Origin of the sequence: Bartonella raoultii, from assembly GCF_019659805.1 — a bacterium.
GTDB lineage: Bacteria > Pseudomonadota > Alphaproteobacteria > Rhizobiales > Rhizobiaceae > Bartonella > Bartonella raoultii.
The window spans coordinates 173,818-197,500 of the sequence record NZ_JAIFRO010000001.1 but is presented as its reverse complement, the minus strand read 5'-3'; the positions used below and the strand labels follow the sequence as shown (position 1 = coordinate 197,500).

The 23,683-nt window shown below is 35.7% G+C and carries 14 protein-coding genes, 2 tRNA genes and 2 pseudogenes (1 of these 18 cut by a window edge); 6 read left to right on the top strand and 12 right to left on the bottom strand.

All coding sequences use genetic code 11. From position 1 onward, the window contains the following. From K3248_RS00815 to K3248_RS00800, 5 genes and pseudogenes are all read right to left on the bottom strand, one after another. Positions 1–1,099, bottom strand: the 5' portion of a protein-coding gene (locus K3248_RS00815; protein ID WP_220716479.1) for an MFS transporter. Its footprint begins 74 nt before the window's first position; only the first 1,099 of its 1,173 coding nucleotides appear in the window; the start codon lies at positions 1,097–1,099; its stop codon lies beyond the left edge, outside the window. Positions 1,100–1,829: 730 nt separating this feature from the next. Continuing rightward, positions 1,830–3,197 (bottom strand): MFS transporter, encoded by a 1,368-nt coding sequence (locus K3248_RS00810; RefSeq protein WP_220716478.1) that lies wholly within the window; start codon positions 3,195–3,197, stop codon positions 1,830–1,832. A 56-nt stretch (positions 3,198–3,253) separates the two neighbouring features. Further along, on the bottom strand, positions 3,254–4,483 hold the full coding sequence (locus K3248_RS00805) for a cytochrome P450, cyclodipeptide synthase-associated (RefSeq protein ID WP_220716580.1): 1,230 nt from the start codon (positions 4,481–4,483) through the stop codon (positions 3,254–3,256). 104 nt (positions 4,484–4,587) lie between these two features. Then, a pseudogene (locus K3248_RS08580) lies at positions 4,588–5,316 on the bottom strand (tRNA-dependent cyclodipeptide synthase); the annotation flags it as partial. Between the two features lie 1,008 nt (positions 5,317–6,324). Then, the gene (locus K3248_RS00800; RefSeq protein WP_220716477.1) at positions 6,325–7,413 is read right to left on the bottom strand and encodes a DUF3792 domain-containing protein; all 1,089 of its coding nucleotides are present in this window, start codon (positions 7,411–7,413) and stop codon (positions 6,325–6,327) included. A 374-nt stretch (positions 7,414–7,787) separates the two neighbouring features. On the opposite strand from K3248_RS00800, the gene K3248_RS00795 reads away from it, so the two are divergent. From K3248_RS00795 to K3248_RS00785, 3 genes are all read left to right on the top strand, one after another. Next, positions 7,788–8,984, top strand: coding sequence for a multidrug effflux MFS transporter (locus K3248_RS00795; RefSeq protein ID WP_220716476.1), 1,197 nt, complete (start codon positions 7,788–7,790; stop codon positions 8,982–8,984). 862 nt (positions 8,985–9,846) lie between these two features. Next, entirely contained in the window at positions 9,847–12,015 is a 2,169-nt protein-coding gene (locus K3248_RS00790) for an isocitrate/isopropylmalate family dehydrogenase (protein WP_220716475.1), read from the top strand. A gap of 1,006 nt (positions 12,016–13,021) precedes the next feature. Next, entirely contained in the window at positions 13,022–13,972 is a 951-nt protein-coding gene (locus tag K3248_RS00785) for an N-acetylmuramoyl-L-alanine amidase (RefSeq protein WP_220716474.1), read from the top strand. Positions 13,973–14,684: 712 nt separating this feature from the next. Here K3248_RS00785 and K3248_RS00780 read toward each other — a convergent pair. Beyond that, a complete protein-coding gene (locus K3248_RS00780) occupies positions 14,685–15,884 on the bottom strand; it encodes a porin (protein ID WP_220716473.1) in 1,200 nt (399 codons plus the stop codon). A 297-nt stretch (positions 15,885–16,181) separates the two neighbouring features. Between K3248_RS00780 and K3248_RS00775 the strand changes: the two genes are divergently transcribed. Next, positions 16,182–16,272: transfer RNA gene (locus K3248_RS00775), tRNA-Ser, on the top strand. A gap of 166 nt (positions 16,273–16,438) precedes the next feature. Here the strand turns inward: K3248_RS00775 and K3248_RS00770 are convergent. Together K3248_RS00770 and K3248_RS00765 are read right to left on the bottom strand one after the other, a co-directional pair. Continuing rightward, a pseudogene (locus tag K3248_RS00770) lies at positions 16,439–17,660 on the bottom strand (MFS transporter). Beyond that, on the bottom strand, positions 17,657–18,160 hold the full coding sequence (locus K3248_RS00765; protein ID WP_220716472.1) for a hypothetical protein: 504 nt from the start codon (positions 18,158–18,160) through the stop codon (positions 17,657–17,659). Before K3248_RS00765 ends, K3248_RS00770 begins: the two are co-directional and overlap by 4 nt. 787 nt (positions 18,161–18,947) lie before the next feature. Here K3248_RS00765 and K3248_RS00760 point away from each other — a divergent pair. After that, positions 18,948–19,481, top strand: a complete 534-nt coding sequence (locus K3248_RS00760; protein WP_220716471.1) for a hypothetical protein — start codon at positions 18,948–18,950, stop codon at positions 19,479–19,481. 37 nt (positions 19,482–19,518) lie between these two features. Then, on the top strand, positions 19,519–20,157 hold the full coding sequence (locus K3248_RS00755) for a hypothetical protein (protein WP_220716470.1): 639 nt from the start codon (positions 19,519–19,521) through the stop codon (positions 20,155–20,157). Positions 20,158–20,999: 842 nt separating this feature from the next. On the opposite strand, the gene K3248_RS00750 is transcribed toward K3248_RS00755, so the two are convergent. From K3248_RS00750 to K3248_RS00735, 4 genes are all read right to left on the bottom strand, one after another. Beyond that, positions 21,000–21,084: transfer RNA gene (locus tag K3248_RS00750), tRNA-Leu, on the bottom strand. A gap of 113 nt (positions 21,085–21,197) precedes the next feature. After that, positions 21,198–21,818 (bottom strand): 2,3-bisphosphoglycerate-dependent phosphoglycerate mutase, encoded by a 621-nt coding sequence (locus tag K3248_RS00745; protein WP_220716469.1) that lies wholly within the window; start codon positions 21,816–21,818, stop codon positions 21,198–21,200. Between the two features lie 30 nt (positions 21,819–21,848). Next, on the bottom strand, positions 21,849–22,661 hold the full coding sequence (dapB, locus tag K3248_RS00740; RefSeq protein WP_220716468.1) for a 4-hydroxy-tetrahydrodipicolinate reductase: 813 nt from the start codon (positions 22,659–22,661) through the stop codon (positions 21,849–21,851). 298 nt (positions 22,662–22,959) lie between these two features. Next, a complete protein-coding gene (locus tag K3248_RS00735; RefSeq protein ID WP_220716467.1) occupies positions 22,960–23,652 on the bottom strand; it encodes a glutathione S-transferase family protein in 693 nt (230 codons plus the stop codon). Positions 23,653–23,683 lie beyond the last annotated feature (31 nt).

The following is a 23,683-nucleotide window of genomic DNA, read 5'->3' as shown; positions in this document are numbered from 1 at the left end:
GCCAAACAGAAAGTGCAAAAAGATCTTGTTTATAGAATAGAGTACTTACATAACTTCCTGCTATTCCTGCAAAAGCACTTGATAAGCTCGTGATACCAAGTGCACTTGCAATGAGGCGCTCATCTATGTTTGTTGCATTATAATCAAGACGTACGCGTATAATGATTTCAGCAAAGGAAAAAAGAATGATCGCTAAAAAGAGAATTATGTAAGTATGTTGAAGAGTGTTGAGGGTGAAGAAGGAGAGTGCAAACAAAATAAAAGAAAAGGTGATAGGAAATTGGGACTTTTCTTTACATGCCCATCTTGCAACAAAAAGTTGAAAAAAGATGACAATAAGGGCATTGAATAAAAATATATATGCAGGAGCACTTTCTCCAAGCGTTTTATCACTAAAAAGCGGTATAGTGGTTTCAAGTTGTACGTAAAAGAAGGTAAAGAAAAACATAAAAAATGCAACACAAAGCATAGCTTTGTTCGTTAGCAGTTTTCTAAAATCAGAAAAATTTATTTTATTGCGTGTATTGGTCGTAGTGTAGTCTTTTAATAATATCGTGTTGAGAAGGAGTAACAAACAAAAGATAAAGCTAACAAGACTAAATAATAAGTGAGGATGAATTTTAAAAATGAGCATTCCAAGTAATGGGCCAATAGCAGCCCCTGTATTGGAAAAAATGAGTCTTATGGCTAAAACATCAACTTTTTCTGCTATAGAGACGTTTTTTACTAAAAAAGATTTTGCAGCAGGATAATACATACTGCTTCCTAATCCAATGAAGATACAGGAGAGGAGTAGAATATAAAAATTATGCGTAAAACCAATGGTAAGATAGCTTGGAACTCTTATCGCTAACCCTAAAAGTATTGTTTTTTTGATATGCACATAATCAGATAGTATTCCTCCTAAAAGGGAGCCGGCTTTTTGGCACCAAAGAGCCACACCAATAATAGTACTCACTTCTATCGCACTCAGCGTATTCAATTTGTTTAAGTATATCGCTAAAAAAGGAATAACCATAAAAATCCCCATATTGCTCAAAAGAGTGGTTATGAGAATAAGCTTTACACTTGCCTTGAAATTGAGAATTTTACGTAACATTTTATTTTTTGATTACAAGATTGATTTTATTTATTTTTGAGAGTTTCTCCAATAATACTGTTTTTGAAATGATGCCAGTCATTAAGCTCCTATCAATATAGGCAATTTTGTTTTTCATTTTTACATAGAGTGTTTTTGTTAGAATTTTTCACCCAGAATGCTTTGGTTGAGAGGTGTTCTTTTAAATTTCATTATGCTGGTCAATACGGTTTTATTTTCAATAAAAGGGATGTTTTAAAATCCTATTTTGTGATGTGGGAGATGTTTGCTAGGCTGATCATGACGGTAAGATCTAGATGTAGGGTGGGTTTATCGGTTTAAAGTGTATAATGTTCTCTATTACTGTATGTGATGTGGTCATTCATAGCAGATAGAGCCAGTATTGAGGGCTTCATTGCCATATTTTTTGTGAGAGGTTTGTTATCATGCTTTATCATCCTATTTGTGCGTTGAAAAGCGTCTTTAACTTTCGTGGATTTTTTCCAAAAGATGATAAGAAACTCCTTTCTTTCAATAGGTTTTTATGGACTTTAAGGGTACAATTTTAAAAAGTAAAAACACTGCAAGGTACAAATATTGCTGATTTTAGAGTTTAAAAAATCTGCTCGTTTAGCGCTTTTTTTATAAAAAGTGATAAAGGTTAAAACAAAATTTCAGTACATTGATATTCTTTAACAGTCATAAAGCTGTATGATTATTTAAATGGTATGAGGTGTTTAAACAAACGAGGTTATAAATCAGCGCTATTCTCTTTACGTGATAAAAAGAATGCGAGGCAAAACAGTAAAAATACAGCAAGAGAGAATAGAAAGAATATGAGATATGTTTGCGTTAAGGAGAGGTATTCCTTTGTTAGAAGATGTATCAAAAAACCAGCAAATACTCCTCCTAAGGCGCCACCTATTTGCTGTAATATGCGTGTGATAACGGCCGTATCTTTGATGTATAAACTGTTGACATATTGGATAGGGGCGGATAGGCATACAATGGTGGTAATGCCAAGTCCTATACCCCTTAGCAAGAATCCCAGCCCATCCATTTTTATATTATAGCCGAAACATAATAATCCAAAGCTTGATATTACCAACCCTATTCCGATCATAAAAAAGGGAGATTTTTCTTTCCATTTTTGGTAAATAAATTTTCTGCCGATCCATGCGCCCACCCCTTGTAGAGCAAGGAGAGCGCCAATGATGAGAAGGCTCTTTTCATGGGGCTCTTTTAAGGCGAGGGCTAGGGGGAAATAAACAAGAAGGCTATAAAAAAGAAAGGAAGCCATAAGCCCCATTACCATGAGTAACGTGTAGTGTGCGTTTTTAAATCCGCTAAAGACAATTAATTTGTTCTGTGTTTTCTGATTAGAAATAATAAATAATAAGAGAGAGAGCACTGCTATAAGTGCTGTGGTAGAAATGATATTATAGTTATTTCTGTTTGTTAGGGCTTCTGTGAGGTAAAAAAATGCAATAAGGGATATGGAAAAGGTTAAAAAGGCAAAGAAATTAAATTTTATTTTTGCTATTTCATAGCTCTTTAAATGCTTTGCTCCAATGGCAACAGCCAAGAGAATAAGTGGAATATTGATGAAAAATAACAAACGCCAAGACATATACTGAGCAATTGAGGCTCCTATCAGCGGGCCAAAGGCAGGAGCAAAAACTGTTGGTATCGCTATAGTACCCATTGCTTGGCGCATCCGTTCTTTGCCAAATTGTAACGCAATAATAGTTTGGCTCAAGGGGAGCAACAGGCCTGTTCCAAAACCTTGAACAATACGGGCTGATATAATAGTTTGAAAGTTGTAGCTTAGTCCTACTCCCAGTGAGCCAAGCATAAAAATGCAGTTTGCAAGCAGCCACGTTTTTTTAACGCCTATTTTTCCTTGTAGAAAAGCTGCCATTAATAGTCCTGGCACAGTGGCGAGAAAATAAGAGGTGACAATCCATTGTATATTCTTTTCTTCGGCTGAAAAATAATACGCAAGGTTTGGAAGGATAACATTCACAATACTTCCATCTAGCAGAGGGAGTATACTGGAAATAATGACGGTATAGATGATAGACTTTTCTGATTTGCTATAGGAATCTTGTTTTTGCATTGTTATACCCCTATTGATAGTTTTTATACTACATACTATTGGTTCTGCCTCATAAATTATAGGCTTTGAGAATGAATATCTGTTTGTGAGGACTGTGCTATTGGGATAAATGTGATGGGGAGGGCCGATGGTCCTCTTGTGTACAATCCCTCTTCCTCCAACACGAAACCATTAATTAAGTTGATCTCAATGAGTTTATCGAGGAGTTTATTTGCTGTTAACTCTATTTGCATGAGAGCAAAAGCAGCACCTACACAAACGTGCATGCCTGCTCCAAAGGCCAGATGGTTTGCGGTCTTTATAAGCTTCTCCCCAGTTTTACCAACCCGTTTACGTTCTGGTATAAAATTATTGGGTTCCATAAAAACATCAGGATCACGATTAGCAGCTCCGATCATGCAAAAAACGAGAGAGTTAGCCGGTAACGAGATTCCTCTGAACTCTATCGCTTGATTGGTTTGGCGTGGTATAAGCTGAACAGGAGAAGTAAGGCGTAATGTCTCTGCGATCGCATCGCCAAGAAGTGTCCTATCGTTTTGGATTTTTTTTAATTTGTCTGGGTTTGTGAGCAAATGATAAAAAAGATAAGCTAATGTTTTGTCGGCGGGCTCTATGGCGGCTAATAGCATATTAAGGACGAGTGCAACTATTTCAGAAGTTGTCATACTGTTGCCATCATTTGTTTTTTTACATAAAACAGATATTAAATCTTCTGATGAATTTTTATCCCATTCTTCTATCAGTGGCGTTAGATAAGAAATGATATTTTTGCTGCATGATAAGCTGAATTCTTTATCTTCATCTGATTGGTTGAGGCTGGTGACGAAAGATGCAATTCCCTTGTGCCACATTGCTATATCCTTGTAGCGATCTATCGGTAAGCCTAAGACCATTAATGTAACAAGCACGCTATAATCCTTACCGAATTCATTGATAATATCTATTTTTCCTTTTCCAAGATGCGGCGTAAGAAGTTGATCTATTGTTTTTTCAATAATGGATGCATAGCGAGTGCGAAACATTTTTCCAGTAAGTTTTGAAAGTATGGCTTGCCGCTTACTGGGATGTTCATCTCCTTCCATTTGGGCCAATACGCGATCGCCCATTACCGGCTCAGCTCGAACGGCTAAAGGAGCCGTTGTGAAGTGGTTATCTTTCAAAATTGCGTTGACATCTTCATATTGTCCCAAAAAATAAGCCTTAAGATTTTCGTCCCAAAGAACAGAGTTAGAAGAATGTACCGTTTGGTATGTATTGTATGGATTTTTTTGAAAATTTTTGTCCATAATGTTGAATTTAATAACATGGCGTACCACTTTGCCTTCCCCTTACACTTTAAATCATAAACTGACCCTTTATCATAATTTTGTGTACATATAGAAATAATTCCATGTCCTTGTTGCCTGTCAACAAAGAGAGGCGCTTCGCTGTTGAGCAATAACTCTCCTACCGGCCATTCACGATGGTAGGCTAAAACTGAGCTTTCTCTATTAAGTAAAGATGGGGTATTTATGTAGAATGGTATTTCATTGAAAATATATTCAATAGAGATATTTATTGCTTCTAAATTTTTCATTTCTTCAGTTGATAATCCCACGCTTTTTGCTCGATTCCCAACTGCTTGGATTGACATTTTTCTACATAAGTCATTAAATTTTAAGTTTTTTTTGTATAGATCTATAGCTTTTGATTTTAGTATTTTGTAGTTTTCATTTTGTTTGTATTGGGAGAAGTCAAGAATGCGAAATGGTTTTTCTAAATTATTAAAATCCTGAATATTGCATAATATACGCCTTATGCGATTGAGCTCCCTTTTTGTTTTTCTCTCTGCTTTAGCCTTAGGCGCTCCAGATGCCAATACAAGGAGCATTGCCGATTCTATATCTGGAAGCAATACATCAATATCTTTAAATTTTTCCGCGCTCCAATATATGAGCTCAGTGATATATTTTTCTGAAAACCTTGAGTTGAATGGACTTATACCAATCATAAGATGTTGTTTCATCGCGATTAAACGGGAACAGTTCTCTGATTGCCCCTTTATAGAAAATGAAACGCATCTATTGACATCTATTTCTTGCAAACTCACATTTATATTCCAGCCCCCGCATTCTATCATATAGCGGAAATATAATTTATTTAAATTATATATAATTATTGAATAACTGTCCTATTATATAACAAATACAGCATATTGTAAAGGAAATCTTAAATAGTTTGTCTGTTAAGTTACTATAAAATACACAGGGGTATTTACACCACCTTAGTTATGGATATGAGCGAACTTTCAAATTCGATGGTTGGGGTTTTATGCCTGATTATACTCCATATGGATATTTTTGAAAAATGTCGGTTTGGTCCCATAAATTCACAGAGCGCTCAAAATGCACATTTGTTTGTATTTGTTGCAATGTTGAAGAGAATGTGATGGGGAGTGGTGATGGTTCTTTATGTAAAAATCCCCTTTTTCTATAAAAAAACACCAGCTAAGCTAATCGCAATGAAGTGATAGAGGAATGTCTTTGCTGTCAATTTTCTTGGTGTAAGAATAAAAGCAGAGCCTACATGAGAGATGTCTGTCTGCTCCAAAGGGAGCAGTCGTCTACGGATTTTAATGAAATTTGATTTCGTTTTATAGGCTTTTTTACAGTCTGCTATAAGGTGGTTTCTATCCATGAAATGTCAAGATTACAGTTAACAATTCCCATTATGCAAAGTAAACTATTGATTGGCAATGGGAACTCTTTAAACGCTATCATTTGCCTGGTTTTATGCAGTGTGAGAGGAATAAGGCTGGTGATAAAAGATGCAAACTCTACCTTATTGATAGAGTCTTTTGCTCTCTATCGGTCATTTATTGTATAAATGTGTACGCGTTCTTTCATTAATCAATTTTTATAGAAAATATGGAGTCTATAGGGCTCATTGTTGCAATGAAAATTTTATGGCTGATTTTAGGAGTTATATGCATTGCAAATATGAGGGATATCGCAACATTTGTGAAAATCACATATTTGCAATAAAAGCTAGGAAAAGCAGAGGCATCAAAAAAATGTAGGCAAGAAAAAAGCTGTACAGGTGTTGTACAGCTTTTGAGATTGATTTTATGTGTTTGGAAGCAATTTTTTTAAAGCATAAAAGTATCCTTGCGGCTTTTGTAGCCATAATAACCAAAGACACTAGAAAGAAGAGCGCCCATTAGGCTCCCTAAGAAGCCCCACCATCCCATGTGTGATGCTGTTTTTGTGGCTTTGTCGGCTGTATTTTTTGCTTTTTCTATGGTTTTGTCAAGTTTTTGAGAGAGTGTTTCAGCCTGTTCTTCAAGTGTTTTAATGGCTTTTTCGGTTTTATCTTCTGCTGTTTGATAGAGACGAAGTGCTTGATGAGCGTTTTCTTGTGCTTGTGTATGTGTCATGCCACCCTTCATGAGGGCATTGATGATATCGCTTCGATCCAATTTTGTGCTAAGGGCTTCTACGCGATCAGAAAGGTTCTCAGAGAGATTTTTCAAATAGGTGCGATAGCCTGAAGGATTATTTTTAAAAGCTGTTATCGCAGCACCAATATCGTTGAGTGCTTCCTGATACGTTTTTTTCAAGCGCTCAGGGTTAAGAGCAGGAATGTCGCTTTTGTTGAGAAGTGTGCGCAATTCATTGCCGAGTTTGTCAAAATTCATTCCGCTGTCATTTTTCTGTGTCAAAAACTTTTCAAAGGTTTCACTGTTGACCTTTGAAAAAAGAGGGGAAATATTTGTTTTGAAACTCTCTAGGGGTTGTTGCAACATGGAACTGTTTTCTAGGGCTGTTTTAGCGCCTAGTTTTGCTGTTGCTGAAACCACGTGGATGGCTTGGAGGGTCATGAGCAGCGTTAAGAGAGCCCAAGTGAGAAAGCCATGAAGAGCTCCTGATGTTTCGGCAAAACGTCCAGCAACAAAACCGCCCAAAGCAAGGCTTATAAACATAACGATTATTGAACCAATTCCTACGGAAAGAAAAGAGCCTTGAAAGGGAGAGGAAGAGGAAAAATCCATTTGGCGAAAACCTAAAGCGGACACTAAGAAGGATAAGCCGATTGAAAGGGCAAGAGCTGTGATGAGTCCAGCAAAGATTGCTGACCATGAAATAGAGGTATGAAAAAGAGGATACTTTGTTTCTAAGGATGCTTCTTTTAGAAAATGTGTATCAAATGCTGTATCTTCAGGAATGCGGGTTTCCATTGTTTATCTCCTTGATTGATGCTGAAGATACAATGCTTCCTGAACAATTATGTTCCAAAAGAGAACTTTATGGATACAAAAAAAAGGGAAAGTATCTCAAAAAGACCATACGTATTTATAGCGAAAATCTTTATAAAAGCGAGAATAATAACGCTCTTGTGCTGAAAGTTTGCTTTATAGATTTATTGAGAATTTTCATGAATGCTGAAAAATTGTTCTATGCTTAATAAAGAAAAAGTAAAATTTTATAATAAATTATTTGTATATTTCTATTTATAAATTTAAAATAGGCTTGTCTTTATCAGAATATAGAATAAGACGTTTATATGAAATAAATAATATTCATTTATAATTTACAAGATATCCCATTCCCTATGAATAATACATATACATTGCCATTCATTATACTTATTGTCTGTTTATCGACGGGAGGACTCGTCTCTACAGATATTTTTCTTCCAGCACTGGGAGAAATGCGCCAATATTATCATGTTACTGAATCTCAGATTCAAAGTGCGGTGGCAATTTTTTTGTTTGCATTGGCACTTGGACAGCTCATTTATGGCGCACTGAGTGATAATTTTGGGCGTAAAAAAATACTTCTCTTTGGCTTGTTTTTATGGTTGTTTACTACGCTTAGTGTCATTTATACGGTTAATATTCAGGCTTTTCTTGCTTTACGTTTTTTACAAGGTCTTGGAGCTTGTGCGGGGCTTGTCTTAAGCCGTGCTATTATCAATGATTTATTGGATAAAAAAGCAGCAGGAAGGCTATATTTGATTGTTTTTCCCTTTATTGGAATGTCACCTGCATTTGCACCTTTAGTGGGAGGAGTCTTGGTACAGGCTTTTCATTGGCAAGCGACTTTTATCTTTTTATGCCTTTTTATATTCTTTACTATTTTGCTTTGTTATTTTGTGTTAAACGAAACATTACCTTCCCAAAAAAGAGAGCGGTTTTCTCTCATAGGATTTATGAAAGGCTATTTGGGGACTCTTAAAAATAAGCAGTTTGTTTTTTATGCTCTTATTCCGTGTTTTTCTTATGGGGCTTATTTTGCTTATATTGTAGAATCGCCTTTTTTACTCACTACTTTAGGTTTACCGCTGGTCTATATTGGTTATAGCTATATTGTTGTTTCATTACCCTATGTCTTAGGAAATCTTACTGCACGATGGCTTTTTAAGCGAGAGTCTATGGAAAAAACTGTACGGCGTGGATATATTATTTTTGTGATAGGAGGAGGGCTCTTTGCTTTGCAAATGTATGTAAGTCCATGGCCACTTGTAACGAGCTTTATCACTATTGCTGTTCTTACTTTTGCAAATGGCTTTCTCTTACCATTAGGGACAGCGTTGGCTATTTCGTCGCATCCACAAGCTGCTGGGGCAGCTTCTGGTATGATGGGAGCTTTACAACTAGGCAGTGCAGCACTTAGTGCGGCGCTTATCGGAAAGATATCCGGGCACAATCCACAGATTATGGCAGTTCTTTTAGCTTTGTGCTGTCTTATAGGTTTTATTATTTACATTTATAAAGCACGTTATTATATGCAATTGGAAATAGACTGAGTGAAGAAAAAAGAGTATCCTATGTAACAATTTTGCTGCTTTTTAATTTGCATTCTGGTAATCGATTTCAATAAGGATTACGGGAGCTTGATAAGTGGGTTTTAGTGAAGTTTATTGTATTGAGCATACTTAAAATGGGTTATCTCTTTGTTTAGTATTACGAAAGTGCGTTATTGCTAGTGGTTGTTATGGGGGAGGAACATTGATACAAAAAACAATATATTTATTATTTTTAGCATAAAAATTGCTGCGCAAGTTTAGCTTTTAAAAGAACAGTTATAGGATAGAGGAAAAACAATGGATGAGCTTTCATATTGTCATTTTCCCTACTGTGAAAATTTTACCTTTTATTACAGAGAAACTTGAAAGCCATTTCAGAGGAATTCGAGTCCTTATAAAATGTTTTATGGCTAGAATATAAATATTGGCAGTAAGGCTTCTAAATGTTTGTGTTGTGCTTGCTATAAATGCATGAGGTTATCCAAATGCGCTTTTACAAAGGAGTTTTGGCTATATCTTGATTTCTTTCAAAAAGACTTATTAAGAACTTTAGAAGCGGTCAATGCTTTAATCACTCTTTGTGGAGTTTGAAACAAGATCTTTATATATAAAAAACCTAGCTATTAAGCGTATGATATGAGGATTTCAGTTTTTGCTAGAGATGGAGGCTAGAAAATGAGAGTCTCAAATATACTGGATTTTTTTTACTTGGGTTAATGAAAAGTTGCAACCATAGATAATCAAACGCATAGCCATTGTATGGATCATGAATATAAGATCACCTCTGGTATATGGGGACGCGTTTGTGGAATGATAATCCTGTTATGATATATGCAATGATTGATAAATGGATGAATAGGTTATGAAAAAGAGAATTCTTATCTTGCCTGGTGATGGGATAGGACCAGAAGTTTGTGATGCTGCATGCATGGTTTTAGAGGAGCTTAAATTGCCAATCGAACTCACTTATGGTGATATTGGCTGGGAATGTTGGAAACAGAGTGGCGATTCTATTCCTCAAGCGACTTGGAAAAAAATATCTGAAAGCGATGCTCTTTTGCTTGGTGCTGTACACAGTAAAGGACAAGATGTTGTTTTAAAAGAGACAGAGATACATGCCAAAGACTCTGAAATTCCTTATGTTTCTCCTATTATCAAGCTTCGTGAAAAATTAGGATTCTTTGCTGATATACGGCCTATAAGATATATCATTGGTCCGCAAAAACCTTTTCATTTTTGTATTATAAGCGAAAATACGGAAGGGCTTTCTGCAGGATTGGATTTTCACGGTATTACTGCTGAGACAGCGGCGTGGTTAAAACATGCAAATTTAGAGAAATATGGTTTTGATGAAGCGGTGTGGGCGGTACGTTTGCAGACGCGCTTTGGTTTAGAACGACTTTTTGAAACTGCCTTTTCTTATGCATGTGCCCATGGTTTTAAGCGGGTAACTTTTGCTGATAAGCCTCAGATAATGCAAAAAAGTGGTCTATTTGCACAAAAAATTTTTGAAGAAATTGCGCAAAATTATCCGGAAATTGAAGCAGATATTTATGATATCGATACAGTTGCTTTGTGGATTGTAAACAAACCAGAGCATCTTGGTGTGATTGTTGCGGAAAATATATTTGGAAATATTCTTGCAGCTCTTTCTTCTGGTGTTATGGGAGGGGAGGGGCTTGCTTCAAGTGTAAAGGTGGGACGTCAAATTTCTTGTTTTAAACCTGCCCACGGGAGTGGAGCACACATTGCTGGACAGAATAAAGCAAATCCTTCTGCTATGCTTTATACCACTGCTTTACTTTTGGATCATTTAGGATTTCAAGAGGCAGCACAACAATTGTCTGGGAGTGTCGATCATGTTATTCGTTCTGGAAAAACTGTTTCTCGTGATCTAGGAGGTTTGGCTTCCACAAGTCAGATATCTGAAGCTGTTTGCGATTTACTCATAAAGCCTGTTTCCATTTTTCGTGCGGCGGTTATCACTATTGGGGATGAACTCCTTTCAGGACAATATTTGAATACGAATTTGCAAGATTTAAGTCAAAGTTTGGAAAAAAGGAATATTCAGGTTACACGTCATTTTGTTTGCGCTGATCAATTACAGCAAATTAGTGAGACTTTGATTGCTTGTCTTGGGCAAGAAGACCTCATCATTATCAGTGGCGGATTAGGCCCTACATCAGATGATAAAACACGTGATGCCATTGCTCAAGCTGTACAGCGGCCTTTGGTCCATCATGAAGATGTCTGGCAGACGATAAAGGGACAATTACAACGGTTGGGAATTACAGCCGATAACAGTAATGCGCGTCAAGCATTGTTTCCTGAGACGGCAAAAGTACTTGATAACCCTACTGGTACTGCACCTGGTTTTTATCTCTCTTACGGAAAGAGTTCTCTTGTCGCTTTGCCTGGTCCACCTACACAAGCGCTTGCACTTTTAGAAGATTATTTAGAACAGAAAAAGCATTTTACTCTGTCACGTGCCCAATATGCGTGGACGTTTATTGGCATTGATGAAAGTACAATTGCCCATTGGGTTGATGTTCATTTTGCAAAAGAGCCATTTGAACGGCACTTTTTATGGAAAAGCCCTTATGTTCTTGTGCAATTGATTGGTCAGTCATCCGTAGCTTTGGAACAGCATTTAATTGAAGAATTTGAAAATCATTTTCGTCCATATTTGGTCAGTACCCAAATTACCACTGCTCGTGAACAGTTAGCAATGCATGCACAGGTGCATTGGTTGGCAGATGATCCACTGCTGTTAAAATATTTTCAACCAATAGAACAAAGTGTGAAGAATACTCCGAAAATTGAAGTTGAGGTCAGTTTATCGCCTTCTTTGGAGCTCTTAAAAAAACAAAAAGAAAACCTTGGGCATGCTACAATGAGAGTACAGATGAAAGGTTATGATGAGGATCGTATTACTTTTCCCTATACACGACCACTTTTAGGTGTTGTCTTACAAGAATATGCGGCGTGGTTGGTTTTTAAAAGATATTTGCAAAGTAAAAAAAGCAAATGAGATCTTGTAGAGATAATGAAATATTCCTTGAAGCATTTTCTATTTCATGGATTAAGAGAGTATTGTTCTGATGTTTTATAAGCATTGATTTTGGCAAGTCGTTTTTTTGATATCAGATGATGGAGAGATGGTCTTAAATACTTAGGAGATATTTTACGCTTTTACAGAAAATTAGGATATGAATGTTTAGATTTTGTGCGAAAAAGTTCTGAGGGTAGAGTTTCTTATTTTCCTATGTTGCAACAAATATTTTATGTCGTTTTTGGTAAAATCCCATGTATAGATGAAGCATGAGGAAGTTTTTATGGCGTGGATGAAATCATAATTATTCTTAGAGACTGTTTTATTTCGTTTGGGAAAAATGCTTGTAATGTGTTCTTTAAAAGATAAGAGTTTTTTTTAGAGGAGATAATAGGAAAAACTCTTTTATAACAAAGAAAATAGCTTGATGATTGATCACTATACAGAAGAATGTTTTCAATTTAGTTTTAAAATATATGAGCGAAAAATTTATCAACAACTGGCATTATTAATTTAGATGTCAATAAATTGACACAAAAACTTCATAAAAGAAATTCTCTCATGCTTTTGCTTTATCAGCTCATGGTTAAGCATGCTGCTACGTGTGTGGGTAGTGTCGGCTGTGTATATTTAATACACAGAGGAGGAAGAGTAATTTTATATAGGGAATCAAATCGTTAGTCAATATTTGGACTGTGCTTGTATTTATTCTTTGATAGGTAATTTTCAGACGTTTTAGAAAGCAGATATTTGACTCTATGGTTTGTGGATGTTTTGGGAGTTGCTTGTTTTATTGTGTGTAGGGGATGTGGAAGTACGTGTTTTTTATTATGCGAGGGCTTGATGCTTTCCAGGAGGCTAAATTTTAATCTGGGTAGTGGAATGTTTTACAAAAATTTTTAAGAGTCACTATAACGCTGATTTTTAGTATTTTTGTTGCAATCTGTGGTGCTATTCATGAAAAAGACAGAGAGGAAGAATTTCTGTGTATCAGATTGATTATCATAGTTATCGTTCTATCAAAAGTTTTAATCGTCGTGTTCGTTTTCTTGTTATGCATTATACTTCGTTTGATTTTAAAGAGGCAGTTATGGCTCTTACAGGAGAAGCTGTTAGTGCTCACTATCTTGTTCCTGATCCATCAGAGCAGAGCTATATTGAGGCAGGATTTAAGGATATGCGTATTTTCAATCTGGTTGATGAAAACGAGCGCGCATGGCATGCGGGTGTGAGTTCATGGGCTGGACGCACTAATCTCAATGATACATCCATTGGCATTGAAATCGTGAATTTAGCAAATGTGCCTTCTGCTTCTTCACAGAAAACGTATGTTGAAATGGCTTTAAAGGATATGCGTGGTTTCAATCCGAATAATCAAGATGAATGCGTATTGCAGGATGATGTTGTTTCATGGGGTAAAAACAGTAATGTACGTGAAACCGCTTTGCAGCTTGGGGCAGAGAATTTAGAGGCCTATAATCATCAGCATTTTGTGTTTCCTCCTTATAATCCAAGGCAAATTGACGCGGTTAAGGAACTTGCATTAAATATTTTACAAAGGTATCCAGATATTATGCCAACCGATGTTGTTGGACATAGTGATATTGCCATTGGAAGAAAGAGTGATCCAGGAGCTGCTTTTCCGTGGAAAGAGCTGTATTTGGCTGGTATAGGGGCTTGGTATGATGAAGAACGAAAGGGTTACTATCTGGAGCAGTTCAAGAAGAGCTTGCCTTCCAAAAAAGATGTTTTGGCTAAACTAAAATGTTATGGATACGATATTACAGCTGCAGAAGGTGAAGTTGGATATAAAAATTTGCTCCGAGCTTTTCAGTTGCATTTTCGTCAAGAAAATTATGATGGAATTTTGGATGTTGAAACAGCAGCAATCCTCTATGCATTGGTAGATAAGTATTTTCCATCAAATTTTGTATAAAAACAGTTTATAAAAACTATTTTTGTTCTGTTTTTATGCATCTTATTATTTTCTTGCTCAATATTATAAAGCAATGTTCTATTGAGTTTATTAATGTATCTTTATTAAGACATATGATAATTTCATATGGGGGCTTTTTATTGTCAAGGGTCTTATTGCCAATGAGAGTTTGTATGAAAGAGGATTGTTTATGGAGATGCCTTATTCCGTAAGATATAGGGATAAGGAGCGCATAAAAACAAAGTTTAGTATTATAAATATAAGGACAGAAGCTATAGGTCTTTATGGAAGAATTATACTACTTTAGCACTTTAAAAATATACGTTATTTTTTTTAATTAATGTTTTAAAGTTATTCATAAAATATTTGTATTATTCAATAATTTTATAATTTCTTCTGTACTGTTGTTCTTACTTTGAGTGGTTTTATACTTTATTCTCTTTCTTTGAAGAGATATTCAGCTTCTCTTTTTTCTAAGAATATTTATACATTTTTTATCATAGGTCTCCTGATAATAAAAATTTGCAGTATTTGGATAGTTTTTTACAAATCTTGCGAAATTATATCTATTCATCTCTCTCTGTTTCAGAGTTTGCTTTATTTTCATGAATAGATTGTAAAAATATATAAGAGAAAAAAATTCTAGAGATCGTTTTAAACAATAAAGCTGGCAACATAAGCTGCCAGCTTTGAAACGCATAATTTCATAGAATTAGAATGAACGTTGAAAACGAATCATACCTTGTAAAGCACTTTTCCCATGCAGAAAATGATATGTTTTATCATTATCTACGCTCTTAAAGGTACGATCATCATTCCAAGAAACATAAGTTAATTCAGGTGTAATGACAAAACCTGGCACCAGCGTATATGCAACATTCACAGAAGTTGCAAAGGTTTTTACAGCACTATAAGAAACTTGAGCGTTCAAATTTGCTTTTGGAGTAAGCTTGTAAGTTGCACCACCCCAAGCAGCCCATTTTCCTCCCCAGTTTGCATAGATTGTTGTACTTTGGCGTGAAAGTGTATCATCGCTATTTGCTGTGTAGTAATCAGTGCCATTTTTATAGCCGACCATGAACCAAAAGTTGAAACGATCATTAACATTAAAATCTACACGCGCTTTTCCAGCCCATTTTTTATAGTAAGAATCGTAAGCCGCAACGGTTGAAAAGCCTCCCCATCGTTGCATAAATTTTACACCTAAAACCAGACTAGGTGTATAATTTTTTACACCTTTACTTGGCAAGCTATCGTCAGGAAGAAGGGCAACTTTATCATCTTGATTGATGGAATAGTATGTTCGAACTTTATCATCAATGGAGGCATTGCCTAATTCTGCTCCGATAATAGCAGAAAAGCCAGAATCGCCACTAAAGGTATAAGAAATAAAATTGGTACGTGCAACACCTGCAGGTGCTATGCTATCATCGTTTAAAACATTTCCATAGCCACCGGTCCAACTGTTGAAAATCGTATCATCAAGACCTACACGAAAGCCACCAAGTTCGATATAAGCAGCTGAAAGTTTGGCACCAGCTGTATCTTTACCATTTCCCCAGTTTGAGTAGATTCGCGCATAAGAGCGAAGTGTTCCCAATTCTGTTTCAGAAGCAGCTTGAAAAACAAGGGTTAATCGTGATGATGCGCCATAAGTTTTTCTTTTATTTTCTAATTCAGCTTCAGTCGTTGCACCGATGTTATCACCGCCCAAAAGATCAGAACGGACGCTTCCTGAGATACGCATGCAAGTCTCTGTTCCAGGGATATAGAAATATCCCTTTCCATATGCATCGCAAACGCGAACATATTCTACAGGCTCTGGTTCTGCAATAACCGTGGAAGCGGCTTGCGCTCCAGAAATTGCTACAAAAGCTATTGTAGAACTTAAAAAGAGGGATTTAATATTCATAATGAATCTCCAGTGAAAGGTAGTTTAATCTTTGTTAGGTCATATGGTTTTTGAACCCGTGAAAGACAGAGAAAATACGCAATACTTATAATTAGCTATACTGGTCTTTTTTAGATATACAAATATGGAAATTGCTTTTTTCGCTGTTTTTAATATATTATTCAGAAAAATGTGGTAAAAAAGACACATTTTTGCTCTGTTTTTTTGACTCTGTGGCATATATAAAAAACACAGATATTTTTGAAAAAAAACGAAAATGTCTTGAACTTTCTTTTGATACCGTTTATGCACCCTCTTGGAGAGGTGGCCGAGTGGTCGAAGGCGCTCCCCTGCTAAGGGAGTAGGGCTCAAAAGGCTCTCGAGAGTTCGAATCTCTTCCTCTCCGCCATTTATCATAAAATCTATGGGGTGTATAAGGTGAGGGAATTTTTCTCCTTTGGCTTATTTTTTCTATTTCTAAGCTTTTAGACGTGTTTTAATATGCCAATGATTTAGAGAATCGTTGGCTATATTAAGAGGTATTATTTGAGCTAGGTATGACTATGGTTTTCTTTTTAGGAAGATCTGTGAGAGAGTGTTGGCCATTTCATGATAATCAAACCACACATGAAAAAAGTAATAGTTGGTAAGATAAGATAATAAGATGGTGAGATTTTTGCAGGCAGAAAAGAAATAATGCTTAATACTACAATTGAAAATATTCTTCCACAAAAAGATACAGCGCCAATGACACCAGAAATATGCAGAGTTTGTTTTTGGTTAAGTTCTAAGAAAAACAAGCTTTTTGCTCCTATTGGTACTGTGCAAATGAATCCGTGAATTGATGAAAATGCGATGATTGCTACAGTGGTTTGATTTCCATGAACTAAAAAATAAAGCGCTATGCACATGAGTGCAGAAAAAAACGAAAAATATTTTACAAAATTCTTGTATTTGTTATCTAAGACATGATGTTGAGACATCAGCAAATTTGAAAAATATTGCGCTGAAAAAGCGCCTATATGGCAGCACATAAGTGTGAGCATCTGCGCACTGTTAAGGTGATCGATTTTGGTTGTTGAGAGTATTATTGGTTGCCAGAAATGATAAATAATTTGAATACCGGCATTAAAAAGGCACATGAGTAAAATAAACTATGCTCCTCCCACAGTGTTTTGAAAGATCCACAGCGTTTCTTTGGCATTTTGTAGGATTGTTGTTGTTTTGATTTTTTCAATAGTTGATTGTCTTTCTTCAGGAATAAGGAAAAATATCAAAAAAATGATACTCATCATTAGGCATGAGATGATATATCCCATAAAATATTGTCCAGAATAGTATATGGTGCCAATTCCTATGATGCCGCTGATAATGCTACCGAAAGAATTTACTTGCTGATAAAGATGCGCATAATGCGAAAAGCGATCTTGTTTGTTGCCTAGTGAATGATAAATCCATCCATCAATGGCACTTGTGATGAAGCAAATTCCCGTAGCATAGAGGATTTGTGCAATAATAAGGATCATCATATTGGGAGCTTGCAGGCATAGAAGATAAAATATGCTGGTCATAATGACCCCTGCTAGAACCGAATATTTACGTCGATATCTGTCTGAGAGAACAGTACAGGGAAAATCAAGAAACAGAATGGTTAGGGAAAAAGCGACTTGAAGCACAGCCAATTGCGCCAGACTAACCCCCATAGACATTAAAAAAAATCGCATGGTAAACACCAATAAGCATCCGTACTGCATTATAGGATCCATAGGTAAGAGCAAGGGTACGCGGTCTGTTCATTGTGGTGTTCCACAGACCGTACAGTGGGGATTCTTCGTTAGAGAATGTTCTTTTGTGAGAAGTTTTCTGCTCCATATCCCCACACGGAGATGAGTGAAAAGCACATTGCCATAACCACCTAAAAACTTAAGAGCATCATTAGTACACATAGCAGCTGGAAGGGCATTAACAAGAGGAAATGTCGCAACTTTGAAATTATTATTGAGAGCAGTATAGGTTTGGTGGATTAAATGATCATTTTTTCTGGGGAGGTTTCTTATAGATGTGTTGCGTGCATAGCAACCAATTTTCCCAAATATGTAAACAGGACCTAAAATAGCTATATCGTTGATATAGTCCGTATTTATAGAGGTTTGTTTATCTTTCACGCGCCATTCATTTATCCATGATCCAAGCTTATTCACTGAATCGGCAGAAATAGTCCATAAATCTGTTTTGTAGGTAATTGGTTGATATCTTCTTACTTCAGTAAGAAGAACGTGTCTGGTAGAGTTGGTCATCTCGATCACATTATGGTCAATAAGAATTTGTTTTCCGACAACGGAGGCGTGAGTATTTTGGATATATGATGACCAATTCCAGCGCATTCTCAAATGACAACTTTTTTGCAGAAGCGTATCGTGAACGGAGGCTGGATGCATGCTATAATTATTTGATAATGAAGACAGCTTCTAGAATATCTCTTATGGCGGATATTTTTTGATTTTTCATGCAAAACTGCATTTTTTATTACAGATAACAACAGATATATCTTTTTTCGAAATATATAGCCGTTCCATCATTTCCCTTATGTATTTATAAAATTTACTGTTCTAAAAAGTAACTATAGGAAAAAGTGTTTGTCTTAACAAGTTATTTTTTACTTGAATTCTTCTACAGTTCTTTGATTTTATTTTAATAAAAATTCGATTTATGGAAATATTTACGATATAAATTTTATATTATGCTTATATTAGAGCCTTTATTAATATTTATCAAAATTATTATTTTGATTTAATATACTTATTATAAAATTTTGCCATTCATACAAAATGTTTCAATTTATGACACAAACAAAATAAAGAGAAAACCTTATATTATAGGCAGATCTCTATAGATTTATTCTGTTTATAAAATATTCAATAAGCGCATATTCATTTTACTGTAGATTTTAAAAAATAAATTTAATAGTGTTCATTTCGAATCTTTTGATATGAATTTATCATGTTTAGTGAAATATTATACATTGGAAAATAATAGTATGTTAAAAAAAAAAATCTATTTCGAGAAGCAATTATCATATTCTTGATGACATTTTTTATGTCTCTCTCATGCAGCTATGCTGATAATCAATCATTTTGTTTGCAAGTGGTTAAAGAGCGCGATGATGCTCTTCAGAAATTAAATCTAGTAGAGTTTGAAAAAGCAAATGCAGAACGGGGATGGAATGATGCAGTAAAGGCATTGGGTATTATGGCAGAGGATCTAACAAGGATCGCTATTGAGCAGCAGGACGTGTATTTAGCATTAGTGAAAACTGTGCCAAATAATCAGAAACTTCGCTCTATGTATGAAGTAACTCTAAAGAGAAATTCAGAAATTTTTCATCGATTTCAGAAGATCCTGACTATATTTGAGCATGTTGCAAAAAGGACTGAGGCTTTTCAAGGGCTCAGTGAGGCAGATAAGCTTAAAGATAAATCTAAATCATTACAGCACTTACAAAATATTACTAAATATACTGGCTATATTGATGCATTAAATAAAGAGATTACAAAATTAAATCAAGAAATTGATGCTCTAAACAATAAGCTTGAAAATTTGAAGAAAACATCTCGATAAGAAAGAGAAAGTTAGGCGTTAAGGAAGCGTGGAAAGAATGAGTGAGGCAATTAATTCATGGTTTGAGAATGAGGTATCGGTGGGATTTATAATTATATTTGTCATACTCATTACAGTTATCATAGTAACTCTTATCTTTTGGTGTAATAGGCAGTGTGAAAGAGCGGAGAAAGAGAGGAGATATAAAGAAAATTTAAATTATAAGGAAGAAAATGAACCTTGGAAACTTTACGAAACAATTCAAGAATTGAATGAGGCCAACATGGCAATAGAAAAAAAACAATGTCCGCGTGTTTTTGTTCAAACACAGAATGATAATTCTTCTATGTCGTATTCAATGCGCGAAAAAGAATTAAAAGTTGTATCATTTAAAGAGGATATGATGCTTTCATCGAGAGATTATAAAATCATATTCTGTATATTTATTATAAATCTAGCTGTAGGGGGTGTTATCCGGATGTTAGGGGAAGCAAATAGAGAGTTTGATATTATTACCCTTGTATCTATGCTGATTGTGTTTATTTCGATAGGTGTGTCTCTCGCTTCTCCGGTTATTTGGGTGCTGCACATAAGATTAACTAAAAAACTGAAAGTAATGATTCAGCAATTGGAAGAAGCAATTGAGCAACGAGATAAAGCGATTATGACCCATGATTTGAGAGAGAAGAAAAGATGACAATTCTTATAGTGTTATTTCTCATCGTAATAATTATAGTTGGTTGTTTTTTAAACCTGGCAATTATTACACTTTATTATTCTTTTATTAAGCGTTCTAAACTCTATAAAAGAGTAGCAGCGGAGCTAGAAAAAGTAACTGAAGAATTGAAATGTAGTCGTTAAGAAATTATTAAAGCAAGAACAATCACATAGGTTACATTCCTTTAACGGTTAAAAAAGTGACATGCGCTTTGATCTATAGAGATAGCTTCTAAAATCCAAGATATTAAAGATATTCTAGAATATTTGCGTCCAAATAAAAAAGTGTTTAGGATAAATAAGATGCATGATTGAAGTTTATTAGGCGATTGATAGGAGTGTATTGTAATTTTTTCACTCTATTGCTGGTAAGAAATACAATATTGTCCTAGTTTTTTCAAGCTTCTCATAAGCTTTTGTGCATTCGCAGAAATGTAGGTTCTCTTTCATGGATAAAAGATAAAGCTTATGTCTTTTTACAAATATAGTTATTTCATTGCCCTCTCATTTATTAAATGGTCAGTCTCCTAAAAAGTAATTTCAAAAAAGTTGTTTATTTTAGCTATTTAAAATTATCGTCTTTGTAGCGTGCTCTATTTTTATGATTATAATGTGGTAGGAAGAAAGTTTTAAGAATTTTTACTTTGAAAATATAAATTTAGAATATTTGAAGTGGTTAAAATAACCTAAAATTTGGAATGAGGTTATCATTCGTAATAATTGAGAGGCATGTTAAAAAATTCTATTCTCTTGCTTTTATCTATCTATCTCTCATTTTTTAAATAATATTAAAAACAATTGGTTATAGATTTAAAATACAAATGGTGCCCAAAAGAGGATTCGAACCTCCACGCCTTGCGGCACAGGTACCTGAAACCTGCGCGTCTACCAATTCCGCCATCTGGGCTCCAGATTGATCTAAGCTTGTGAAGCAATTCTGTCAATTGAAAATTATAGAATTGCTTTTTCAGTTCAAAACTCTTGAAGTAGAAACTTGGTCTTTAATCTGGAATAAGGATTTTATGGCGTAAGAATTGTTTTTGATGCAATTGTTGAATCAGAATGAAAGGTATAAATAATGGGAATGCCTGTTGCTAACTCTTGAGAGATAATTTCTTCGCTATTGAGACCTTCAAGAGCCATAATGAGAGCACGAAGAGAGTTTCCGTGTGCTGCAACTAAAACGGTTTGAGAGCGCAAAATATGCGGTTGAATATGATAAAGATAGTAGGGTAAAACACGTGCACTGGTATCGCGCAGACTTTCTCCGTTAGGAGGGGCAATAGTATAGGAGCGGCGCCATTTTTGCACTTGTTCTTCTCCCCATTGTTGACGGACTTCGTCTTTATTCAGACCAGAGAGATCTCCGTAATTGCGCTCATTTAAAGCTGAGTTTTTGATCAAAGCTAAATCTGATTGTTCCATTTGTTCTAAAATATGTCGTGCTGTGTTTTGTGCACGCTGTAAGGCAGATGTATAAACAATGTCAAACTTTAAACCCGATGTTTTAAGATTTTTTCCTGCTGTTATTGCTTCTATACGGCCTTTTTCTGACAAATCAGGATCTTTCCATCCCGTAAAAAGGTTTTTGAGATTCCATTCACTTTGTCCATGACGGATTAATACAAGAGTACGTCCCATGATAGAGTTCCTGTGTGAGCTATAGATTATTTAGAGTTCATCGTTTAGTCCTAAAACATCAAGCATTGAATAAAGACCATTTGCTTGATCTTTTGCCCATAAAGCTGCTTTTAAGGCACCATGAGCAAAAAGAGAGCGTTCTTGTGCTGTGTGTGAAAGGATGAGGCGTTCATTGGAACCGGCAAAGATAACACTATGATCACCAACAACTGTTCCACCGCGTGAACAAGCAAAGCCAATGGTGCCTTTTGCACGTTTGCCTGTATAACCGTTACGTTCACTGACACGAACATTTTTAAGCATAACATCGCGACCTTCGGCTGCAGCTTGTCCTAGAAGAAGAGCTGTTCCAGAAGGTGCATCCACTTTGTTTGCATGATGCATTTCATAAATCTCAATATCAAAATCGTCCGCTTCTAATGCTTTGGCTGCTTTTTTGACAAGGCTTGCTAAAAGATTAACGCCAAGGCTCATATTTTCAGATTTGACAATCGTTGTATGTTTTGCAAAGTCTATAATCTTTTCTTCTTCTTCTTTGCTAAAGCCTGTGGTTCCAATAATATGAATAAGATTTCTTTGGGCTGCATGTTCGGCATAAAGAAGGCTCGCTGGTGGTTGTGAAAAATCTAGAATAGCTTCTGCCTTAGAAAAAGCATCTTCGGGGTTATCTACAATACGAATGTTTAGAAAATCTGAACCAATCAATATACTTGCATCTTGGTTGATAAAGGGGGATCCTGGGCGAACAAGAACAGCACAAAGCTCTACGTCTTTCCTATGCTGGATAGCTCTCATAAGTTCGCGCCCCATTCTTCCATTTGCACCAACAACTGTAAGACGCATTTTTATCTCCTTATAACATTTTATACTTTAACTATAGGAAAATTCTTTTCTTCTTTCCAACGGTTCTTTTTTCCATAAGCCTTTCTCTTTTTTTCATTCAGTGAATGAATTTCTACTTTATATAAGTGGATGAGAAGGGATAATTTCATTATTGCTATAGAGGAAATACTGTCAAGTTTGCTCGCGATAGTTTTAAATATGTATTATGCATGTGCTATACAAATATATAAAATTTCATGGAGGCTCATATAGGATCAAAATATGAAATATTATCTTTACTCTTGTTAAAGAGAAAGCATTAAAAGTCAAGATCTGTGTAATGCGCGCTTGCAACAATTCCTCGGATACGATCTGTTAAAAGAGAACGAAAAGAAGGGCGCGATTTAATTCTCATATACCAATCTTTGGCTGCAGGAGATTGCTCCCAATCAATTTCTCCAAGAAAATCAAGAACAGAAATAGTAGATGCGGCTGCTAAATCTGCATAAGATAAGGCAGGACCTACTAACCAGTCGCGAGAGGCACATAACCAATTGAGATAGTTCATATGTGGTGAAATATTAGAGCGCGCATTGCGTAAAATTTGTGAATTGGGGGCGCCCCCGCCAAGGGAGAGTGGCATTTCACGTTTATAGACGCGTTCTCGTACAATATGGCGCGTAGCTTCATTTTCAAATTTATTTAAAAACCAATCATTGAGACGGCGTACTTCAGCACGATCTAAAGGGTTTTCTGGAAAAAGTTTATTGTCTTGTCGCAAACTTCCGTGTGTTTCATCTAAATATTCACAGATAACAAGGGCTCCTGATAATGGAACTTCATGTTCTGCAAGAAGAACAGGGACAAGCCCGGCCGGATTGAGGGCAAGAAACTCGTGTCTTCTTGCCCATTCATGTTCTTCAATGAGTTGAATGCTTACGTTATATTCTCCAAGAATAAGGCGAATAAAGCGAGAGGTAGAAGAAAGGGGAGAATGAAACAGTGTTAACATAACCTAAGCTATCAAATAGAGTTTGATGAGA